Here is an 18,648-nt window from a genome sequence, read left to right on the forward strand (position 1 = left end):
AACGAGCACTTTGGCGCGCCGCACGTGGCATGGATCGCCCGCCGAACCCGAAAGGAGATGAAGCCCATGAGTCCCCGCAAGAACTTCAGCCGGAGCGAAGCCACAGGTGCGAGCAGCCCCGCCCTGATCGAGCAAACCATCGGTGCCTTTTTTGACGACATGGCCCGCCACCACGCCGATCGGGAGGCGCTGGTGGTCGTGCACCAGAAGCGCCGCTACACCTACCGCCAGCTGCAATCCGAGTCGCGCCGCCTGGCCAGCGCGCTGCTGGGCCTGGGCCTCAAGCCCGGCGATCGCATCGGCATCTGGTCGCACAACAACGCCGAATGGGTGCTGATGCAGCTCGCCACCGCCATGACGGGGCTGGTGCTGGTCAACATCAACCCGGCGTACCGCACGGCCGAGGTCGAATACGCGCTCAACAAGGTGGGCTGCAAGGCGCTGGTCACCATGGCGCGCTTCAAGACCAGCGACTACCTGGGCATGCTGTGCGAGCTGGCGCCCGAATGGGCGCACGCCAGGGCGGGCGAGTCCCTGCAGTCCAGCGTGCTGCCGCATCTGCAACATGTCTTCTGGATCGACGTGGCCGGCGAGGGCGCCGACGAGCCGGGCTTCGGGCGCTTTTCCGAGCTGATCAAGACCGGCGACCCGGATGATGCCCGCCTGCCGCAGGTGGCCAAGCTGCTGCACCCGCAGGACGCCATCAACATCCAGTTCACCAGCGGCACCACGGGCTTTCCCAAGGGCGCCACGCTGACGCACCGCAACATCCTGAACAACGGCTTTTTCATCGGCGAGGCGATGAAGCTGACCGAGGCAGACCGCCTGTGCATCCCCGTGCCGCTGTACCACTGCTTCGGCATGGTGCTGGGCAACCTGGCGGTACTCACGCACGGCGGCTGCATCGTCTATCCCAACGACGCGTTCGAGCCGGTCAGCGTGCTGCAGGCCGTGCAGGACGAGCGATGCACCGGCCTGCATGGCGTGCCGACGATGTTCATCGCCGAGCTGGATCATCCTCGCTTCAAGGAGTTCGATCTGTCCACGCTGCGCACCGGCATCATGGCCGGCAGCCCCTGCCCGATCGAGGTGATGAAGCGCGTGCAAAGCGACATGAACATGCGCGAGGTGACGATTGCCTACGGCATGACCGAGACCAGCCCGGTGAGCTGCCAAAGCTCCACCGACACGCCGCTGGACAAGCGCGTGTCCACCGTCGGCCTGGTGCAGCCGCACCTGGAGATCAAGATCATCGACCCGGATACCGGCACGGTTGTGCCCTGTGGCGCGACGGGGGAGTTCTGCACGCGCGGCTATTCGGTGATGCAGGGCTACTGGGAGGACTCGGCGCGCACGGCCGAGGCCATCGATGCCGAAGGCTGGATGCACACGGGCGACCTGGCAACGATGGACAACGAGGGCTACGTCAACATCGTCGGCCGCAGCAAGGACATGGTGATCCGCGGGGGCGAGAATGTCTATCCGCGCGAGATCGAAGAGTTTTTATACCGCCACCCCAAGGTGCAGGACGTGCAGGTGGTGGGCCTGCCCGACCCCAAGTACGGCGAAGAGCTGTGCGCCTGGATCATCGCCAAGCCCGGACAGCAACTGAGCGAAGACGAGGTGCGCGAATTCTGCAAGGGCCGGATTGCGCACTACAAGGTGCCGCGCTACATCAAGTTCGTGGGCGAGTTCCCCATGACGGTCACCGGCAAGATCCAGAAGTTCAAGATCCGCGAAGCAATGATCGCGGCGCTCGATCTGCGTCCCGCCAAGACGGCCTAGAGCCGGCCAGCGCCCTGACCGCCATGTCGCAACGCCTTGCGCAGCTCTCAGTCTTGAGCCGCCATGCCGGCCGCGCGGCGGGCGGCGCGCAGGCGCTTGCCCATGGACACTTCCTGCAAGTCCAGCTCGCTGACCAGGCTGCGCAGCGACTCGTCGTTGATGCGGTGGGCCTGGCGCTCGGCGTACAGCGTGGTGCGCTCCCGCTGGATGCAGTGCAGGCGCAACTCGATCTCGGCCACGTAGCGCTGCTTGCGCTGGCGCACCATCTCGGGCGATTCGCGCTGCGCCTCGGTGCTGGTCGCGATGCCGGTGCCGTCGTCGAGCAGGTTGATGCGGTTGCGGTACTCCTGGGTCAGGCGCCCCATCGCCTCCTGGCGCATGGCGACCCATTCGGGCGTGTGGGCCTGGATGGCCTCGTCGCTGATCACCAGATCGGCCATGGCCGACTGGCAGGCCGCGATGCGCGCCAGCCGCTCCTCGCGCACGGTCGGCGATTCGCCCGGCGGCGGCAGGTGTCGAAGGATCAGCGGCAGGGCAATGCTGCCCAGCACCAGTGTGAACAGGATCGTGCCCGTGGCCAGGAAGACGAGCATGTCGCGCCCCGGAAAGGGTTGGCCGTCGTTCAGCAGCATGGGCACGGACAGCGCGCCGGCCAGCGTCACGGCGCCGCGTATGCCGGCCAGGGTGGTGGCCAGGTTGAGCAGGTGCGAGGGGCGCTCGGCCATCTTGCCCTGATGGTGAGCCCGCGCCAGGCTGCCTTGCACGCCCAGGCTGATCCAGGCCCAGCGCATCAGCAGCAGGGCGCCGGAGATCGCGGCCACGTAACCCACCAGAATCCAGGCGTCGTGACCGGCCTCGCGCAAGCTCGCGCCGATGATGGACGGCAGTTGCAGGCCCAGCAGCAGGAAGATGGCACCGTTGAATGCGGCCTCGACCATGCTCCAGGTGCCTTCGGTCTGGAGCCGCTCGCTGATGAAGCTGCTGCGTTCCAGGTCGGCAAAGTTGGTGGCGATGCCGGCCGCCACCGCCGCCAGAATGCTGGAGACGCCGATCTTCTCGCCGACCAGGTAGGCCGCAAACGGCAGCAGCACCAGCAGCAGCACCATCTGCGTGGCCGCCACGTCGCCCAGGCGTCTTGTGATCGTGCTGCGCGCATACGCAAAGCCCCAGCCGATGGCCGCGCCCACGCCCAGGCCGCCCAGGGCCATCCACAGGAACGTTCGAGTGACCTCGGCCCACGAGAACAGGCCAGTCAGCGTGGCGGCGATTGCGAACTTCAGTGCCACCAGGCCCGAGGCGTCGTTGAGCAGCGATTCGCCTTCGAGGACATGCATGGTCTTCTCGGGCATGCCCAGGTTGCGCGTGATGGCCGACACGGCCACGGCGTCGGTGGGCGAGACCACGGCGGCCAGGGCGAAGGCGACGGTCAGCGGCATCGTCGGGATCATCCAGTGGATGACGTAGCCCAGGCCGATCACGGTAAACAGCACCAGGCCCAGGGCCAGCTTGAGGATGGGACGGTGCAGCGCGAAGAACTCCCGCTTGGGAATGCGCCAGCCGTCGGCGAACAACAGCGGCGGAATGAACAGCAGCAGGAACAGCTCCGGATCGAACGCGATATGCAGGCCCTTTTGCGGCCAGGCGATCAGCGCACCCAGCGCGATCTGGATCAGCGGCAGTGGAACGGCGCGCATGTAACGTGCGACGATGCCGGTCAGCGCGCCCAGCAGCAGCACGAGCAGCACGATTTCAACGGTGTGCATGCGATATTTTCCCCGGTTGCCGCAGGTGCGGCCGGCGCCGTGCAACCCATTCCACAGCAAAGAGGCAATTCATGAGCATTCTGGGCTCCCAACTCAATCCCCGATCGGCCGACTTCCAGGCCAATGCCGGCGCGATGCGCGCGCTGGTCGATGACCTGAAGGCGCAGGTCGCGAAGGTTGGGCAGGGCGGCGGCGAGGCCGCGCGCAAGAAGCACATGGACCGCGGCAAGCTGCTGCCGCGCGTGCGCGTGCAGATGCTGCTGGACCCCGGCACGCCCTTTCTGGAGATTGCGCCGCTGGCCGCGCTGCACATGTATCCCGAGCGCGGCGGCGCGGACGCGGCGCCGGCGGCCGGTCTGGTGGCGGGCATCGGTCGGGTGTCGGGCGTGGACTGCATGATCGTCTGCAACGACGCCACGGTGAAGGGCGGCACCTACTACCCGATGACCGTCAAGAAGCACCTGCGCGCGCAGGAGATCGCCCAGCAGAACCGCCTGCCCTGCATCTACCTGGTCGATTCGGGCGGCGCCAATTTGCCCAACCAGGACGAGGTGTTTCCGGACCGCGAGCACTTCGGCCGCATTTTCTACAACCAGGCCAACATGAGCGCCGAGGGCATCGCGCAGATCGCGGTCGTCATGGGCTCCTGCACAGCCGGCGGCGCCTACGTGCCGGCGATGAGCGACGAGACCATCATCGTCAAGAACCAGGGCACCATCTTTCTGGGCGGCCCGCCGCTGGTCAAGGCCGCCACCGGTGAGGAGGTGACGGCCGAGGACCTGGGCGGCGGCGACGTGCACACGCGCCTGTCGGGCGTGGCCGACCACCTGGCGCAAGACGACACGCACGCGCTGGCCTTGGCGCGCGAGGTGGTGGCGCACCTGAACCGCAGCAAGGTGCGCGCAGGTGCGCTGCGCGAGCCGGTGGCGCCGCGCTTTGCCGCCGACGAGCTGTACGGCGTGATCCCCACCGACACGCGCAAGCCCTTCGACGTGCGCGAGATCATTGCCCGCATCGTCGATGGCAGCGAGTTCCAGGAGTTCAAGGCGCGCTACGGCACCACGCTGGTGTGCGGCTTCGCGCACATCGAGGGCATGCCGGTGGGCATCGTCGCCAACAACGGCATTCTCTTCAGCGAATCGGCGCAAAAGGGCGCGCACTTCATCGAGCTGTGCTGCCAGCGCAAGATTGCGCTGATCTTCCTGCAGAACATCACCGGCTTCATGGTCGGGCGCAAGGTCGAGAACGAAGGCATCGCGCGCCACGGCGCCAAGCTGGTCACGGCCGTGGCCACGGCCAACGTGCCCAAGTTCACCATCATCATCGGCGGCAGCTTTGGCGCCGGCAACTACGGCATGTGCGGGCGCGCGTACAGCCCCCGTTTTCTGTGGATGTGGCCCAACGCGCGCATCAGCGTGATGGGCGGCGAGCAGGCCGCCAGCGTGCTGGCCACGGTCAAGCGCGACGGCATCGAGGCCAAGGGCGGGCAGTGGAGCCAGGACGAGGAGGAGGCCTTCAAGGCCCCGATCCGCCAGCAGTACGAAGTGCAGGGCCACCCCTACTACGCCACCGCGCGCCTGTGGGACGACGGCATCATCGACCCGGCCGACACGCGCCGCGTGCTGGCGCTGGGTTTGTCGGCGGCGCAGAACGCACCTGTGCCGGACGTGAAATTCGGCGTTTTTCGCATGTAACGTGTATAATATGCATATTGAAGGCAATTTATACACATCATGCGCACCAACATTGACATTGACGACGAGTTGCTTGCCAAGGCCATGCAGGCGGGTCCCTACACGACCAAGAAGGACACGGTCGAGGCTGGCCTGCGGATGCTGGCGCGGCAAGCGGCCTACCGCGAAATCCTGAAGTGGGAAGGCAAGCTGAGGTGGGAGGGCGACGAATCAATCGACTGGACGAAGCCCGTCGCCGACATTGAAGCTGAAGCAGCGGTCGCGCCCGCGCCGGCCCAGCATCGGGTGCAGGAACCGCCCGCGTCGCACGGGACGAACGGCGCGCGAACCCGCGCCGCAACGGCTGCTGCCGCAGCGTCCGCGACGGCAAAAAAGCAAACAAAACCACAGGATTCGCGCCGTGCTGGTCGTTGACTCCAGCGTCTGGATCGACTACTTCAATGCCCGCGACACGGCGGCGCGCGTTGAGTTGCGGCGTCTGCTGCACGACGGCCACATGCGGCTGATCGTGCCCGACCTCGTGCTGTATGAGGTGCTGCGCGGTTTCCGCGAAGAACGCGCGTTGCGTCAGGCGCGCCTGCTGCTGCAAACCCTGCGGATCGAGCCCTGCGGTGGCGAAGAGGTGGCCTTGGCCGCCGCCGAGCACTACCGCCACCTGCGCGCACGCGGCGTCACGGTGCGCAGCGGCATCGACGTGATGATCGCCGCCTTCTGCATCGACCGCGACTACCTGCTGCTGCACAGCGACCGCGACTACGACGCCATGGCCGCGCATCGCGGCTTGCGGGTTTGGGGGCAATGATGATGAACCGGGTTCACCGTGTGACGGCCCTGCGCGTTCTGACCGCGCTGGCCATGGTGCTGGCTTGGGCGCAGGCGGGCGCCCAAACCACGCCGATGGAGCGCATCCAGCTGGTCGACAGCCCCGAGCCCGCCCTGGTGGCGCACTGGTGGCCCGCGGCCGGCGCGGGCGCGCACCCGGCGGTCATCGGCCTGCACGGCTGCGGCGGCCTGTACACCCGCAAGGGCGCCATCAGTGAACGCTTTCGCGGCTATGCCGAGCGCTGGCACGCGGCCGGCTATTCGGTGCTGCTGCCCGACAGCTGGACCACGCACGACCACCAGCACGTGTGCCAGACGCCGTACGCCCAGCGCCATCACTACAGCGCCCAGCGCAATGCCGACGTGCGGGCCGCCGTGGCCTGGCTGCAAGCCCAGCCCGGCGTGGACGCGACGCGCGTTGCCGTGGTGGGTTGGTCCAACGGCGCCAGCACCGCCTTGCGCGCCATCGATCCGGCCCGCGGGCCGGTGCCGCGTCTGGCGGGCGTGGCGGTGTTCTATCCCGGCTGCGCGCCCCTGCAGCGGCGCTCGGCGATGCTGGCCCCGGTGCCGCTGCTCATGCAGCTGGGCGCCAATGACAACTGGACGCCGGCCGCGCCCTGCGTCGCGCTGGCCGAGCGGCTGCAACAGGCCGGCCACGACGTGACGCTGCGCGTGTACGAGGGCAGCGTGCACGGCTTCGATGGCACCGAGCCCCTGCGCATTCGCGCCGACGTGCCCAATGGCGCCGACCCGCACCACATCCGGCAGGGCGGCAACCCGCAGGCGCGCGCGGCCGCCATCGACGAACTGCACGCTTTCCTGCAGCGCGTGCTGGCGCCAAAAGGCCAGTCATGAACCCGCTCGCCCACTTCAGCCAACTGGCGCGCTACAACGTCTGGGCCACGGCGCGGCTGCTGGATGCAGTGGCGCCAGTGGGTGAGGACCAATACCGGCGCGACGTGGGCCTGTTTTTCAAGAGCATTCACGGCACGCTCAATCATCTGCTGGTGGCCGAGCAGCTGTGGTTTGCGCGCTTCGCCGAAGGCCTGTCGCTGCGTCTGGCCCTGAGCGCCGAACTCGAAGCCGATCGCCAGGCGTTGGACGCCCGCCTGCGCGCGGGCAGCACGCGCTGGGCGCCGTTGATCGCCACGTTCAGCGAAGGCCGCTTTGCCGGCACGCTGGACTACACCACCACCAAGGGCTTGGCAGCCTCGCTGCCCTTTGCCGCCACGCTGGCCCACGTCTTCAACCACGGCACGCATCACCGCGGCCAAATCACGGCGGCGCTGACGGCGCTGGGCCAACCCTGCCCCGAGCTTGATTGGGTCTATCTGCTGCAACAGGAGCAAGGCAAACCATGAATTCTGCGGTCCGCATCGACACCCGCGGCCACGTTGCCACCGTCACGCTGGTCCGTCCCGAAGTGCGCAACGCCTTCAATGACGAGGTGATTGCCCAGTTGTCCGAGGCCTTCATGCGGCTGGGGGGCGACAGCCAGATCCGCGCGATCGTGCTGGCCGCCGAGGGCCCGGCCTTTTGCGCCGGGGCCGACCTGAACTGGATGCGCCGCATGGCCGACTACACGCGCGACGAAAATCTGGCGGACGCGGCCCAGCTGGCCTTCATGTTGCGCACGATCTACGAATGCCCCAAGCCCACGATCGCCCGCGTGCAAGGTGACGTTTACGCGGGCGGCATGGGGCTGGTGGCCGTGTGCGACGTGGCCATCAGCGTCGATACCGCGCACTTTTGCCTGAGTGAAGTCAAGCTGGGCCTGATCCCGGCCACCATCAGCCCCTATGTCATTCGCGCCATGGGGCCGCGCGCGGCGCACCGCTGGTTCTTGACGGCCGAGCGTTTTGACGCCGCCGAGGCGTTGCGCATCGGATTCGTGCACGAGCTGGCGAGCGCCGACGCGTTGGACGCCAAGGTCGGCGAGATCGTGCACGCCCTCGTCAGCGCCAGTCCCAACGCCGTGCGCCAATGCAAACGCCTGGTGCAGGACGTCGCCGAGCGCGACATCTCGCGCCTGCTGATCGAGCGCACGGTCGAGGACATTGCCGACATCCGTGCCAGCGACGAGGGCAAGGAAGGTGTGCAAAGCTTCCTGCAAAAGCGCAAGCCAAACTGGCTGGTGACATCATGATTGCCGGGTTCATGAATCAATTTCGATCGCAGCGCTTGTACAGCAAGCGCAAGCAGCTATGATTATCATAGTATTCGACGGCTTGGGCCTGCCGACGTGATGGAGTCTTTCATGCAAGATTTCATCGCTCGAATCGTCCAGTGGCTGCATGGCATGGGCATCCACCCCGATGCCGATGCCACCGCGGCCGTCGGCAGCGCTGCCGGCCAGGTGGGCGATGCCGTCAGCCACGCCGCGGCGCGCATGGACATGCCCAGCCTGCTGGCGCTGGCCGCCGCGCTGGGCTGGGCCAGCGGCTTTCGGCTGTATGCCGTGGTCTTTGTCACCGGCGCCATGGGCGCGGCCGGCTGGATCGCGCTGCCGCCCGACCTGCGCCTGCTCATGCACCCGGCGGTGCTCACTGCCAGCGGCTTCATGATGACGGTGGAGTTCTTTGCCGACAAGATTCCGTGGGTGGACAGTGTGTGGGACACGGTGCACAGCGTCATCCGCATTCCGGCCGGCGCGCTGCTGGCCGCCGGCGTGTTCGGCGCCGACTCGGCCACCATGGGCCTGGTGGCGGGCCTGCTGGGCGGCTCGCTGGCCGCCACCTCGTTTGCCACCAAGGCCACCACGCGCGCGGCCATCAACACCAGCCCCGAGCCCTTCAGCAACTGGCTGGCTTCGTTCTTCGAGGACGGACTGGCCGTCGGCGTGATGTGGCTGGCCACGCAGCACCCGCTGCTGTTCGGCGTCGCGCTGGCCGTGATGCTGGTGGTGTCGGCGCTGCTGCTGATGCTGCTGTTCAAGTTTCTGAAGATCGTGCTGGGCAAGCTCAAGGGCTTTGTCGGCAACAACCGCGCCGAGCCCGGCGGCGCTGCCGGCGCCATCCATTGACGAGGAGATCGAAATGTTCACCAAAATCCTGATCGCCAATCGCGGCGTTCGCGCGCAGCGCGGGCTTGCCAAATGGCCTGGCACGCGCAGCGTGCAGCAGGCGATGAGCCGCGGAGGGCGCCATGTTTGAAAAAATCCTGATCGCCAACCGCGGCGTTCGCGCGCAGCGCGGGCTTGCCAAATGGCCTGGCACGCGCAGCGTGCAGCAGGCGATGAGCCGCGGAGGGCGCCATGTTTGAAAAAATCCTGATCGCCAACCGCGGCGAAATCGCCTGCCGCGTGGCCGCCACCGCCCGCCGCCTGGGCATCAAGACCGTTGCCGTCTATTCCGACGCCGACGCGCACGCCAAGCACGTCATGGCCTGCGACGAGGCGGTGCACATCGGCGCCAGCGCGCCCAAGGACAGCTACCTGCAATGGCAGCGCATCATCGACGCGGCCAAGGCCACCGGCGCGCAGGCCATCCACCCCGGCTATGGCTTTTTGAGCGAGAACGAGGCCTTTGCCAAGGCCTGCGCCGATGCCGGCGTGGTCTTCATCGGCCCGCCGGCCAGCGCCATCCTGGCCATGGGCCTGAAGGCCGAATCCAAGCGCCTGATGGCCAAGGCCGGCGTGCCGCTGGTGCCCGGCTACCAGGGCGAAGACCAGGACCCGGCGCTGCTGCAACGCGAGGCCGACCGCATCGGCTACCCCGTGCTGATCAAGGCCAGCGCGGGCGGCGGCGGCAAGGGCATGCGCGATGTGCACAAGAGCGAGGACTTTGCCGCCGCGCTGGCGTCCTGCAAGCGCGAGGCGATCAACAGTTTTGGCAACGACGCCGTGCTGGTCGAAAAGCTGGTGCAGCAGCCGCGCCACATCGAGATCCAGATTTTCGGCGACACCCAGGGCAACTACGTCTACCTGTTCGAACGCGACTGCTCGGTGCAGCGCCGCCACCAGAAGGTGCTCGAAGAAGCCCCCGCCCCCGGCATGACGCCGGCGCTGCGCCAGCAGATGGGCGAGGCCGCGGTGGCGGCGGCGCGCGCCGTGGGCTACGTGGGCGCGGGCACGGTGGAGTTCATCGCCGAGCAGCCGGGCGGCTACGCGCACCCCGAGCAAATCAAGTTCTACTTCATGGAAATGAACACCCGCTTGCAGGTGGAGCACCCGGTCACTGAAGCGATCAGCGGGCAGGATCTGGTCGAGTGGCAGCTGCGCGTGGCCGCCGGCCAGCCGCTGCCGTGCAAGCAGGGCGATTTGCGCATCCACGGCCATGCCATCGAAGCGCGAATCTGCGCCGAGAACCCCGACAAGGATTTTTTGCCCGCCACCGGCACCCTGCACGTGTACCGCAAGCCGCCGCACAGCGCGTTTGAGGTGGGCCCCACCCGTGTGGACGACGGCGTGCGCGAGGGCGACGCCATCAGCCCCTTCTACGACTCGATGATCGCCAAGCTGATCGTGCACGGCGACACGCGCGAGCAGGCGCTGGGCCTGCTGGACGCCGCGCTGGCGCAAACGCAGATCGTCGGCGTGCAAACCAACGTGCAGTTTCTGCGCCGCGTGCTGGCCACGCCGGCCTTCAGCCAGGCGCAACTGGACACGGCACTGATCCAGCGCGAGCAGGCTCGCCTGTTCAACCAGGACCCGCTGGGCGTCGAGCTGGCCGTGGCCGCCGCCGCCGCGCATGCGGTGCTGGGCGAGCGTGCCAGCGAGGGCAGCGACCCGTTCTCGCGCCGCGACGGCTTTCGCTCGCACGGCGTGGCCTCGCGCCGCATCGACTACGACTACCAGGGCGAGAAGGTGGTGGCCAAGCTGCGCTACCTGGACGACGGCCTGAGCCTGCAGGTGGGCGATGCACCCACTGCGCCGCTCGACTTCATGGCGCAGGGCCATGGCGCCGATGCGCCGATCGATCTGCGCTACAACGGCCGCCGCCAGGTGCTGCGGGTGTTTCGCCGCGGCGAGGTGCTGCACATCTTCGGCGACGCCGGCGCCGCGCAGATCACCGAGCTCGACCCCCTGGCCAGCGCCGGCGAGGGCGGGGGCGAGGGCGGGCGTCTGACGGCCCCCATGCCCGGTAAGGTCGTCAGCATCGCCGTCAAGGCCGGCGACAAGGTCAGCAAGGGCCAGCCGCTGGCAGTGATGGAGGCTATGAAGATGGAGCACACCATCGCCGCGCCGCAGGACGGCGTGGTGGGCGAGGTGCTGTACGCCCCGGGCGACCAGGTGGCCGAAGGGGCGGAGCTGCTGCGCCTTGCGGCTGCGGCCGAGCGCTGAAGCGCCTACCATCGTCGCATCCATTCCGTCATTCCTGCCATGTCACTCCCCACCCGTGTCCAGATCATCGACGTCGGCCCGCGCGACGGCCTGCAGAACGAAAAGCAGCCGGTGCCGGCCGCCGTCAAGATCGAGCTGGTACAGCGCCTGCAGGCCGCCGGCCTGAGCGAAATCGAGGTCACCAGCTACGTCAGCCCCAAGTGGGTGCCGCAGATGGCCGACAACCACGCCGTGATGAGCAGCATCGCGCGCGACCCACGCGTGCGCTACTCGGTGCTCACACCCAACATGAAAGGCTTCGAGGCCGCGCTGCTGGACCGGCCCGACGAGGTGCTGGTGTTTGGCGCGGCCAGCGAGGCCTTCAGCCAGAAGAACATCAACTGCTCGATCGCCGAGAGCATCGAGCGCTTCGCCCCCGTCGTGCAGGCCGCCAAGGCGGCGGGCATCGCGGTTCGCGGCTCGATGAGCTGCGCGCTGGGCTGCCCCTATGAAGGTGAAATCGCGCCCGAGAAGGTGGGCCGGCTGGCGGGCCTGATGAAATCGATCGGCGTCGAGCGCGTGGACGTGGCCGACACCATCGGCGTGGGCACGCCGCGCAAGGTGCAAAAGGCCATCGAGGCGGCGCTGGCGCACTACGACGTGGACCACGTCAGCGGCCACTTTCACGACACCTACGGCCAGGCGCTGGCCAACACCTACGCCGCGCTGGAGCTGGGGGTGTGGAACTTCCAGTCATCGGTGGCGGGCCTGGGCGGCTGCCCCTACGCCAAGGGCGCCACCGGCAACGTCGCCAGCGAGGACGCGGTCTACCTGCTGCACGGGCTGGGTATCGACACCGGCATCGACCTGGACAGGCTGGTCGATGCGGGGCACTATATCAGCGAGCAGCTCGGGCGCAAGCCCAACTCGCGCGTGGCGACGGCGGTTCTGAACAAGCGCGCGGGGTGATGGGCGGAGCGCCGACAAAAACATCAGCCGGCAAGATGCCGGCGCTCCCAGGCGCAACAATCCTGGGAGCGCCGGCGTCTCGCCGGCAAAGACCCGCGTGAACGCAACAACCGTCACGGGTTGGCATTCCCGCGGCTACCTGCCCCACCTGGATCACGCCAGCCTGATCCAGTCCATCACCTTTCGCCTGGCCGATGCTTTGCCCGCCCAAGTCATCGAGCGTCTGCGCCTCGGTGAAGCGGACGATGCGCACTTCAGGCAAGGGCTGGAGGACCAGCTCGACGCCGGACACGGCGAATGCCTGCTGCGTGAGCCCGCCCTCGCGCAAACCGTGGAAAACGCCTTGCTGCACTTCGACGGGCAGCGCTACCGCCTGCTGGCCTGGGTCGTCATGCCCAACCACGTGCATGCGCTGATCGAGACGCAGTCCGGTCATGCCCTGGCGTTGTCGCCGCCCAGATCCGCACCCAGGCCTTGGGGCGGCAGGGCGTGCTGTGGCAGCGGGAATACTTCGATCGCTACATTCGCGACGAAGGCCATTTGCAAGCCGTGATTGCGTACATCGAGAGCAACCCCGTCAAGGCCTGCCTGGTTCGCAGGGCGGGCGATTGGCCCTTTGGCAGTGCCCGGGAGCGCTCCGGGAGCGCCGGCGTCCCGCCGGCATGAGTGAATCCGGCGAGAATGAAGGCCGGCAAGATGCCGGCGCTCCCAGGCCGGTGCACCCGGACCGCTCCCCAAAACACCATGAACGTCATGACCCTTCCCGAATCCGTGCAACGCGTGGCCGCCGCCCTGCAAGCCGCCGGCCACCCGCACGCGCCGGTGATGCTTGACGACGCGGCGCGCACCGCCCAGCAGGCCGCCGACGCGCTGGGCATTGCCGTGGGGCAGATCGCCAAGAGCATCATCTTCCGGCGCAAGAGCGACGACGCGGCGGTGCTGGTCATCACCTCGGGCGACCGGCGCGTGGACGAGAAGAAGGTCGACGCCCTGGTGGGCAAGACGGGCCGTGCCGACGCCGAGTTCGTCAAGGCCAGGACGGGCTTCACGATTGGCGGTGTCTCGCCCGTGGCGCATGCCACGCCGCCGGTGGTGCTGATCGACCGCGAGCTGTTTCGCTTCGACGAGATCTGGGCCGCGGCCGGCCACCCGCACGGCGTGTTCAAGCTGCGCCCGCAAGACCTGGCGGGACTGACCGGCAACGCGCCGGTGGCCGATGTGGTGCAGGTCCCAAGCTGATGTCGTTTGCTATTCAGACAATAGCTGCCGGCGGTTGCCCGGAGCGCGCCAGAGCCAAGTTTGACCCCGATTCGGATGAAGGCCCCGTGCCTTCGCCCTGCATCCAGGTCTGCCGCATCAGCGCGGTGACGGGCTGGTGCGAAGGCTGCCAGCGCCGGCTGGAGGAAATCGGCCTGTGGGGCCAGATGAACGAGGACGACAAGCGCACGGTCTGGCGACGCATCCACGCCCGGCGTATGCAGGCACAAGGCCAACCATGAAGCACATCGACTTTTACCTCGACTTCATCTCGCCCTATGCCCACCTGGCCTTCGAGCAGTTGCCGCGCGCGTTGCAGGGCCTGAGCTATGAGGTGACGTATCGGCCCATCCTGTTTGCCGCATTGCTCAAGCATCACGGACAACTGGGTCCGGCCGAGATTGCTCCCAAGCGCGACTGGACCTATCGGCAGGTGGCCTGGCTGGCTGCGCAGCACGGCATCGCGCTGCAATTGCCGGCCGCGCATCCCTTCAACCCCATCGGCCTGCTGCGCCTGGCCTGGGCCTGTGCCCGCCAAGGGGCGCCCAACCGCTACGTGACGGAGACGATTCTTCACCACGTGTGGCGCGGCGGTGAAGCGGCTGACGACCCCGCGCGGCTGGCAGCGTTGACGGCCACGCTGGCGCCCGCGCACGACCCTGCAAGCGATGCCGTCAAGCAGGCGCTGCGCAGCGCAACGGACGAGGCCATTGCCGCCGGCGTGTTCGGCGTGCCCAGTTTCGGGGTCGATGGCCGCGTGTTCTGGGGCTTTGACGCGCTGCCCATGCTGCGCGCGCACTTGGTCGGCGGGGCCGAGCGCGCGGCGCTGGACGAGGCCTGGTCGGCGCCCGCTGGCGTGGCGGTCGGCATCCGGCGGTAGGCACGCCATGCAGGCCCTTCAATTCGGCGCCGTGCGCGTGTATCTGGGCGAGAAGTCCGGCAAGTACCCCGACGGCAACCAGGTCATCGTGCAGGGCGCGGATGCGCGCGTGGCCTTCGACACGCCGCAGGTGGCGCGCCACATCGGGCCCGAGCTGGACGATGTGGACGCCATCATCCTGGGCCACGTGCACGAGGACCACATGGTGGCCCTGGGCCGTTTGCGGCGCGCGACCGTGCAGGTGCACGAGGGCGACCTGGCCGCCGCCCAGTCCTGGGCCGGCCTCGGCCGCCACTACGGTTACCCCGATGCGGTGCTGGCGCAGATGAAGCCCATGATCGAGCGCGACTTCGACTACGCGCCCCGACCCGACGCCACCGGCTACACCGACGGCGCGCTGTGGGAGCTGGGCGGGGGCGTGCGCGTGCGCGCCCACCACCTGCCCGGCCACACGGCGGGCCACTCGGCGCTGGTGGTCGAGAGCGAAGGCCTGGCCTTCATCGGCGACATCGACCTGACGGGCTTTGGCCCGTACTACGGCGATGCCACGTCCGACCTGGCCCAGTTTCGCCGCAGCCTGCATCGGGTCAGGGACATCGATGCCCGCGTGTGGGTGACCTCGCACCACCGCGGCGTGCTGACCGAGCGCGCCGACTTCCTTCAGGCGTTGGCGCGCTTTGCCGGCAAGATCGACGAGCGCAGCGAGCGCCTGCTGGGCTACCTGCGCGAGCGCCCGCACACGCTCGATGAGTTGGTGGCGCGCCGGCTGCTGTATCCGCCGGGCTTCGAGCTGCCCTATGTCGAGTGCGCCGAGCGCCGCAGCATCGGCCAACACCTGGACGAGTTGCAGGCCATGGGGGCCGTGCAAATGCAGGCCGATGGACGCTTTTGCCCGGCGGCGTGAGGCTGGCGCCGGTTGATCCGGCGTCTTGAGTCCAGGAAGGACACTGCGCTCGCTGGCGCGTCGAAGGCGGTCACTGGATCGCGCCCTTGGGCGCGCTGAAGTCGGCATCCGAACGCACGGAGACAAGCCTGGAAACCGGTTCGCCCGCAATGCTGCCGCCGTTGCGCGGCCAGCGCCGCCAGACCCGCGCCATGGGCGTCGCCAGGGCGTCGATGCGTCGGTGTGCCGCAATCACGGTCACCGCTCCGCAACCGATCAGGTTGATCGTCGAGATCGCGATGAAGAACGTGTCGTTCACCACCAGCATGCCGTACAGGACGGCAGCGATGTTCGAGACGGTCCACGAGCCCCAGGTCAGCAGCGAGATTGCGCGCGCACCATCGCGGCAACGCCAGACCGCGATGATCTGCGGGATGTAGGTGAGGATGCGAACCGAGTTCGTCACCAGATAAAACCATCCGATCGCCATGGCCATCGGGTCGTTCCAGGGGGTGGATGCAAGCATGGGTTTGCCCTTCGACTTCTGGCCTGGCAGCTTGATCGGCATGCCGCGTCCCGTCGGCGCCGACTTCGGGCTGCTTCGCCTTTCGCGCCGCGCCCCGCAAGCCATGCCGCTGCTGCCAGTGCATGTTCCCAAGTGGACTCGCGTTCGCCCGGCGCGTCATCCACCGTTTGGTGGACGGCGCTGGCGCGCGTCAGACCCGCGTCAGTGCGCCGCTTCATGATGGTTTGGTGCATTCCGGATGACCGGGTGAAAATGCCCCGGGGCCAGCCCGCATGGCCCAAGACGAGCCGCGCACCGCCATGCCCAATGCCTTCAACTTCGCCGCGTCGCCCTTCGACTGCCTCACCCAGCAGCAGCAGCGCCTGGTGCGCGAGCACGTGGACATCGCCTACTTTCGCGCGGGCGAGGTGATCCTGGACGTGGGCGCCGCGCCGCGCCATTTGTTCGTACTCATCAAGGGGCGCGTCAGCCAGTTCGACGGCGACGAGTGCGTGGCCCGCTACGGCCCCGACGACTGCTTCGACGGGCGCGGCCTGGTGGCCGGCAAGTCCAGCAGCCGCTTCGTCGCCGACGAGGAGGTGCTGGCCTACGAGCTGGCGCACCAGACCGTCAACGACCTGATCGCCGCCAACGCCGACTTCGGCGCGCTGCTGTTCTCGGACCTGGGTGCCAAGCTGAGCGCCGTCGGCCAGCGGCGCAGCAGCAGCGAGCTGCAGGCGCTCAACCTCTCGCGCGTGGACGAGGCCTATGTGCGTCCGGCGCACATCGTCGAGCACGACACCGACGTCGTCTCGGTGGTGCGCCTGTTCCAGCAGGAGCGCACCACCAACGTGCTGGTGCGCGACGCGCGCCAGAGCCCGCCTCTGCTCGGCATGTTCACCACCAACGCCTTGCAGCGGGCCATCCTGTCGGGGCGAGCGCTCGAGCAGATCGCGGTGGGCGAGCTGGCCAACTGGTCGCTGATCAGCGTACGGCCCTCGGCCCAGGTGGGCGACGCGCTGGCCACCATGGTGCGCCACCACATCCACCGCGTGGTGGTGCGCGAGGGCGACCAGGTGCACGGCGTTCTGGAGGCGCTGGACGTGTTCAGCTTCCTGTCCAACCACTCGATGCTGATCGGCCTGCGCATCAATGCCGCCACCGGCATCGACGAACTGGCCGAGGCGGCGCAGCAGATCACCGACATGATCGGTCGGCAGTTTCGCGGCGGCACGCAGGTGATGCTGATCGCGCGCATGGTGCAGGACCTGAATGCGCGCCTGTTCGAGCGCGCCTGGCAGCTCATCGCGCCGCCCGATCTGGTGGCCGCCAGTTGCCTGCTGGTGATGGGCAGCGAAGGCCGCGGCGAGCAGTTGCTGAAGACCGATCAGGACAACGCGCTGATCCTGCGCGACGGCTACGCGCCGCCGGCCGATCTGGCGGCCATCTGCGAGCGCTTTTCTAGCGCGCTGGAGCGCTTTGGCTACCCGCCGTGCCCGGGCCGCATCATGCTCAGCAACCCGGCCTGGCGCATGCCGGTGGCGGATTTTTCGCGCACCGTGCGCGAGTGGCTGGTCATGCCCAGCCCCGACAGCCTGATGAATTTGGCGATCTTTCTGGATGCCCACGCCGTGGCCGGTGACGCCGCGCTGCTGGCAGGCGTGCGCGACGCGCTGTGGTCGCTGGCCACCGACAACGACGTCATGCTGGCGCGCTTTGCCGCCGCCATCGACCTGTTTTCGGGCAGCGGGCGCTGGTGGCACCGGCTGCTGGGCGACGGCGCCGATCGGCTCGATCTGAAGAAGGAAGGCATCTTCCCCATCGTGCACGGCGTGCGCAGCCTGGCGCTGGCGCACCGCGTGGCCGACACCGCCACCACCGAGCGGCTGATCCGTCTGGTGGACGCGCAGGTGCTGGATGCCGACATGGCGCGCGATCTGACCGACGCCTTGCAGTTGCTGATGATGCTCAAGCTCAAGGCCGGTCTGGCCGAGCTGGACCGCGGCCAGGCCGTCAGTGGCGCGGTCGATCCGCAGTCGCTGTCCACGCTGGAGCGCGACCTGCTGAAAGACGCGCTGGGCGTGGTCAAGCGCTTCAAGGCGCTGCTGCGCCAGCGCTTTCGGCTCAACGCCTTATGAGCTGGTGGGATGCCCTCAAGACCCGCCGTGCGCGCCAGCGCCTGCAGGGTGGCGAATGGGCGTTTCTGTTCGACGCGCCGCCGCAGGACGAGTGGGTGGCGCTGGACTGCGAGACCACGGGCCTGAACACCCGCAGCGACGAGATCATCGCCATCGGCGCCGTCCGCATCCAGGGCCGGCGCATTTTGACGAGCCAGCGGCTGGAAGTGCTCATCCGGCCCGAGAAGGGTGTGTCCGCCGACAGCATCCGCGTGCACCGGCTGCGCGAGCAGGACGTCGCCGGCGGCCTGCCCGCGCCCGAGGCGGCGCGCCGCCTGCTGCACTTCATCGGCGCGCGCCCGCTGGTGGGCTACTACCTGGAGTTCGACGTCGCCATGCTCAACCGCATCGTGCGGCCCTTGCTGGGCATCGGCCTGCCGCAGCCGCAGATCGAGGTCTCGCGCCTGTACTACGACCACAAGTTCCGTCAGCTGTCGCCTTACAAGCAGCACGACCAGGCCGACATCGACCTGCGTTTTGCCACCATCATGGCCGACTTGGGCCTTCCCATGCGCGAGGCGCACGATGCGCTGAACGACGCGGTGATGGCGGCGCTGGCCTTCATTCGCCTGCGCGAACTGCGCGGAGGGTGACGCGGGGATGTCAACGACGGTCTGACCGGATGGCCGAGCAAGGCCTCGCTCAGGCGCGGC

At 68.1% G+C, this 18,648-nt stretch carries 19 protein-coding genes; 17 read left to right on the forward strand and 2 right to left on the reverse strand.

Annotated features, from left to right (window positions below; genetic code table 11):
• Nucleotides 1-66 precede the first annotated feature (66 nt).
• A complete protein-coding gene (locus tag U1F38_RS00330; protein ID WP_409985062.1) occupies nt 67-1,785 on the forward strand; it encodes an AMP-binding protein in 1,719 nt (572 codons plus the stop codon).
• A gap of 47 nt (nt 1,786-1,832) precedes the next feature.
• Here U1F38_RS00330 and U1F38_RS00335 read toward each other — a convergent pair whose 3' ends face one another.
• Entirely contained in the window at nt 1,833-3,548 is a 1,716-nt protein-coding gene (locus U1F38_RS00335; protein ID WP_409985063.1) for a Na+/H+ antiporter, read from the reverse strand.
• 71 nt (nt 3,549-3,619) lie between these two features.
• Here U1F38_RS00335 and U1F38_RS00340 point away from each other — a divergent pair, with 71 nt between their 5' ends.
• The 14 genes from U1F38_RS00340 to U1F38_RS00405 all read left to right on the forward strand — a co-directional run bounded on the left by U1F38_RS00340 (nt 3,620) and on the right by U1F38_RS00405 (nt 15,334).
• Nucleotides 3,620-5,242, forward strand: coding sequence for a carboxyl transferase domain-containing protein (locus U1F38_RS00340; RefSeq protein ID WP_409985064.1), 1,623 nt, complete (start codon nt 3,620-3,622; stop codon nt 5,240-5,242).
• 39 nt (nt 5,243-5,281) lie between these two features.
• Complete coding sequence (locus tag U1F38_RS00345) at nt 5,282-5,656, forward strand: type II toxin-antitoxin system VapB family antitoxin (protein WP_409985065.1); 375 nt, start codon at nt 5,282-5,284, stop codon at nt 5,654-5,656.
• Nucleotides 5,643-6,044 (forward strand): PIN domain nuclease, encoded by a 402-nt coding sequence (locus U1F38_RS00350; RefSeq protein ID WP_409985066.1) that lies wholly within the window; start codon nt 5,643-5,645, stop codon nt 6,042-6,044. The genes U1F38_RS00345 and U1F38_RS00350 overlap by 14 nt, the downstream gene beginning before the upstream one ends.
• 20 nt (nt 6,045-6,064) lie before the next feature.
• Nucleotides 6,065-6,919: a dienelactone hydrolase family protein gene (locus U1F38_RS00355; RefSeq protein ID WP_409985067.1), complete on the forward strand. Its 855-nt coding sequence runs from the start codon at nt 6,065-6,067 to the stop codon at nt 6,917-6,919.
• Nucleotides 6,916-7,425: a DinB family protein gene (locus U1F38_RS00360; RefSeq protein ID WP_409985068.1), complete on the forward strand. Its 510-nt coding sequence runs from the start codon at nt 6,916-6,918 to the stop codon at nt 7,423-7,425. Before U1F38_RS00355 ends, U1F38_RS00360 begins: the two co-directional genes overlap by 4 nt.
• A complete protein-coding gene (locus tag U1F38_RS00365; protein ID WP_409985069.1) occupies nt 7,422-8,210 on the forward strand; it encodes an enoyl-CoA hydratase/isomerase family protein in 789 nt (262 codons plus the stop codon). Before U1F38_RS00360 ends, U1F38_RS00365 begins: the two co-directional genes overlap by 4 nt.
• 111 nt (nt 8,211-8,321) lie before the next feature.
• Complete coding sequence (locus U1F38_RS00370) at nt 8,322-9,086, forward strand: DUF4126 domain-containing protein (protein ID WP_409985070.1); 765 nt, start codon at nt 8,322-8,324, stop codon at nt 9,084-9,086.
• 231 nt (nt 9,087-9,317) lie between these two features.
• Nucleotides 9,318-11,345, forward strand: a complete 2,028-nt coding sequence (locus U1F38_RS00375; RefSeq protein ID WP_409985071.1) for an acetyl/propionyl/methylcrotonyl-CoA carboxylase subunit alpha — start codon at nt 9,318-9,320, stop codon at nt 11,343-11,345.
• A gap of 39 nt (nt 11,346-11,384) precedes the next feature.
• A complete protein-coding gene (locus U1F38_RS00380; protein ID WP_409985072.1) occupies nt 11,385-12,293 on the forward strand; it encodes a hydroxymethylglutaryl-CoA lyase in 909 nt (302 codons plus the stop codon).
• Nucleotides 12,294-12,390: 97 nt separating this feature from the next.
• Nucleotides 12,391-12,846, forward strand: coding sequence for a hypothetical protein (locus tag U1F38_RS00385; protein ID WP_409985073.1), 456 nt, complete (start codon nt 12,391-12,393; stop codon nt 12,844-12,846).
• 191 nt (nt 12,847-13,037) lie between these two features.
• Entirely contained in the window at nt 13,038-13,532 is a 495-nt protein-coding gene (locus U1F38_RS00390) for a YbaK/EbsC family protein (protein ID WP_409985074.1), read from the forward strand.
• Nucleotides 13,533-13,618: 86 nt separating this feature from the next.
• Entirely contained in the window at nt 13,619-13,792 is a 174-nt protein-coding gene (locus U1F38_RS00395) for a DUF1289 domain-containing protein (RefSeq protein ID WP_409985075.1), read from the forward strand.
• Complete coding sequence (locus U1F38_RS00400; protein ID WP_409985076.1) at nt 13,789-14,430, forward strand: 2-hydroxychromene-2-carboxylate isomerase; 642 nt, start codon at nt 13,789-13,791, stop codon at nt 14,428-14,430. The genes U1F38_RS00395 and U1F38_RS00400 overlap by 4 nt, the downstream gene beginning before the upstream one ends.
• Nucleotides 14,431-14,437: 7 nt before the next feature.
• On the forward strand, nt 14,438-15,334 hold the full coding sequence (locus tag U1F38_RS00405) for an MBL fold metallo-hydrolase (RefSeq protein ID WP_409985077.1): 897 nt from the start codon (nt 14,438-14,440) through the stop codon (nt 15,332-15,334).
• A 70-nt stretch (nt 15,335-15,404) separates the two neighbouring features.
• On the opposite strand, the gene U1F38_RS00410 is transcribed toward U1F38_RS00405, so the two are convergent.
• Nucleotides 15,405-15,881, reverse strand: a complete 477-nt coding sequence (locus U1F38_RS00410) for a hypothetical protein (protein ID WP_409985078.1) — start codon at nt 15,879-15,881, stop codon at nt 15,405-15,407.
• Nucleotides 15,882-16,138: 257 nt separating this feature from the next.
• Between U1F38_RS00410 and U1F38_RS00415 the strand changes: the two genes are divergently transcribed.
• Nucleotides 16,139-17,956, forward strand: coding sequence for a DUF294 nucleotidyltransferase-like domain-containing protein (locus tag U1F38_RS00415; RefSeq protein ID WP_409985774.1), 1,818 nt, complete (start codon nt 16,139-16,141; stop codon nt 17,954-17,956).
• Nucleotides 17,953-18,588 (forward strand): 3'-5' exonuclease, encoded by a 636-nt coding sequence (locus U1F38_RS00420; RefSeq protein ID WP_409985079.1) that lies wholly within the window; start codon nt 17,953-17,955, stop codon nt 18,586-18,588. The genes U1F38_RS00415 and U1F38_RS00420 overlap by 4 nt, the downstream gene beginning before the upstream one ends.
• Nucleotides 18,589-18,648 lie beyond the last annotated feature (60 nt).

Origin of the sequence: Ottowia sp., from assembly GCF_046348305.1 — a bacterium.
Lineage (GTDB): Bacteria > Pseudomonadota > Gammaproteobacteria > Burkholderiales > Burkholderiaceae_C > Ottowia.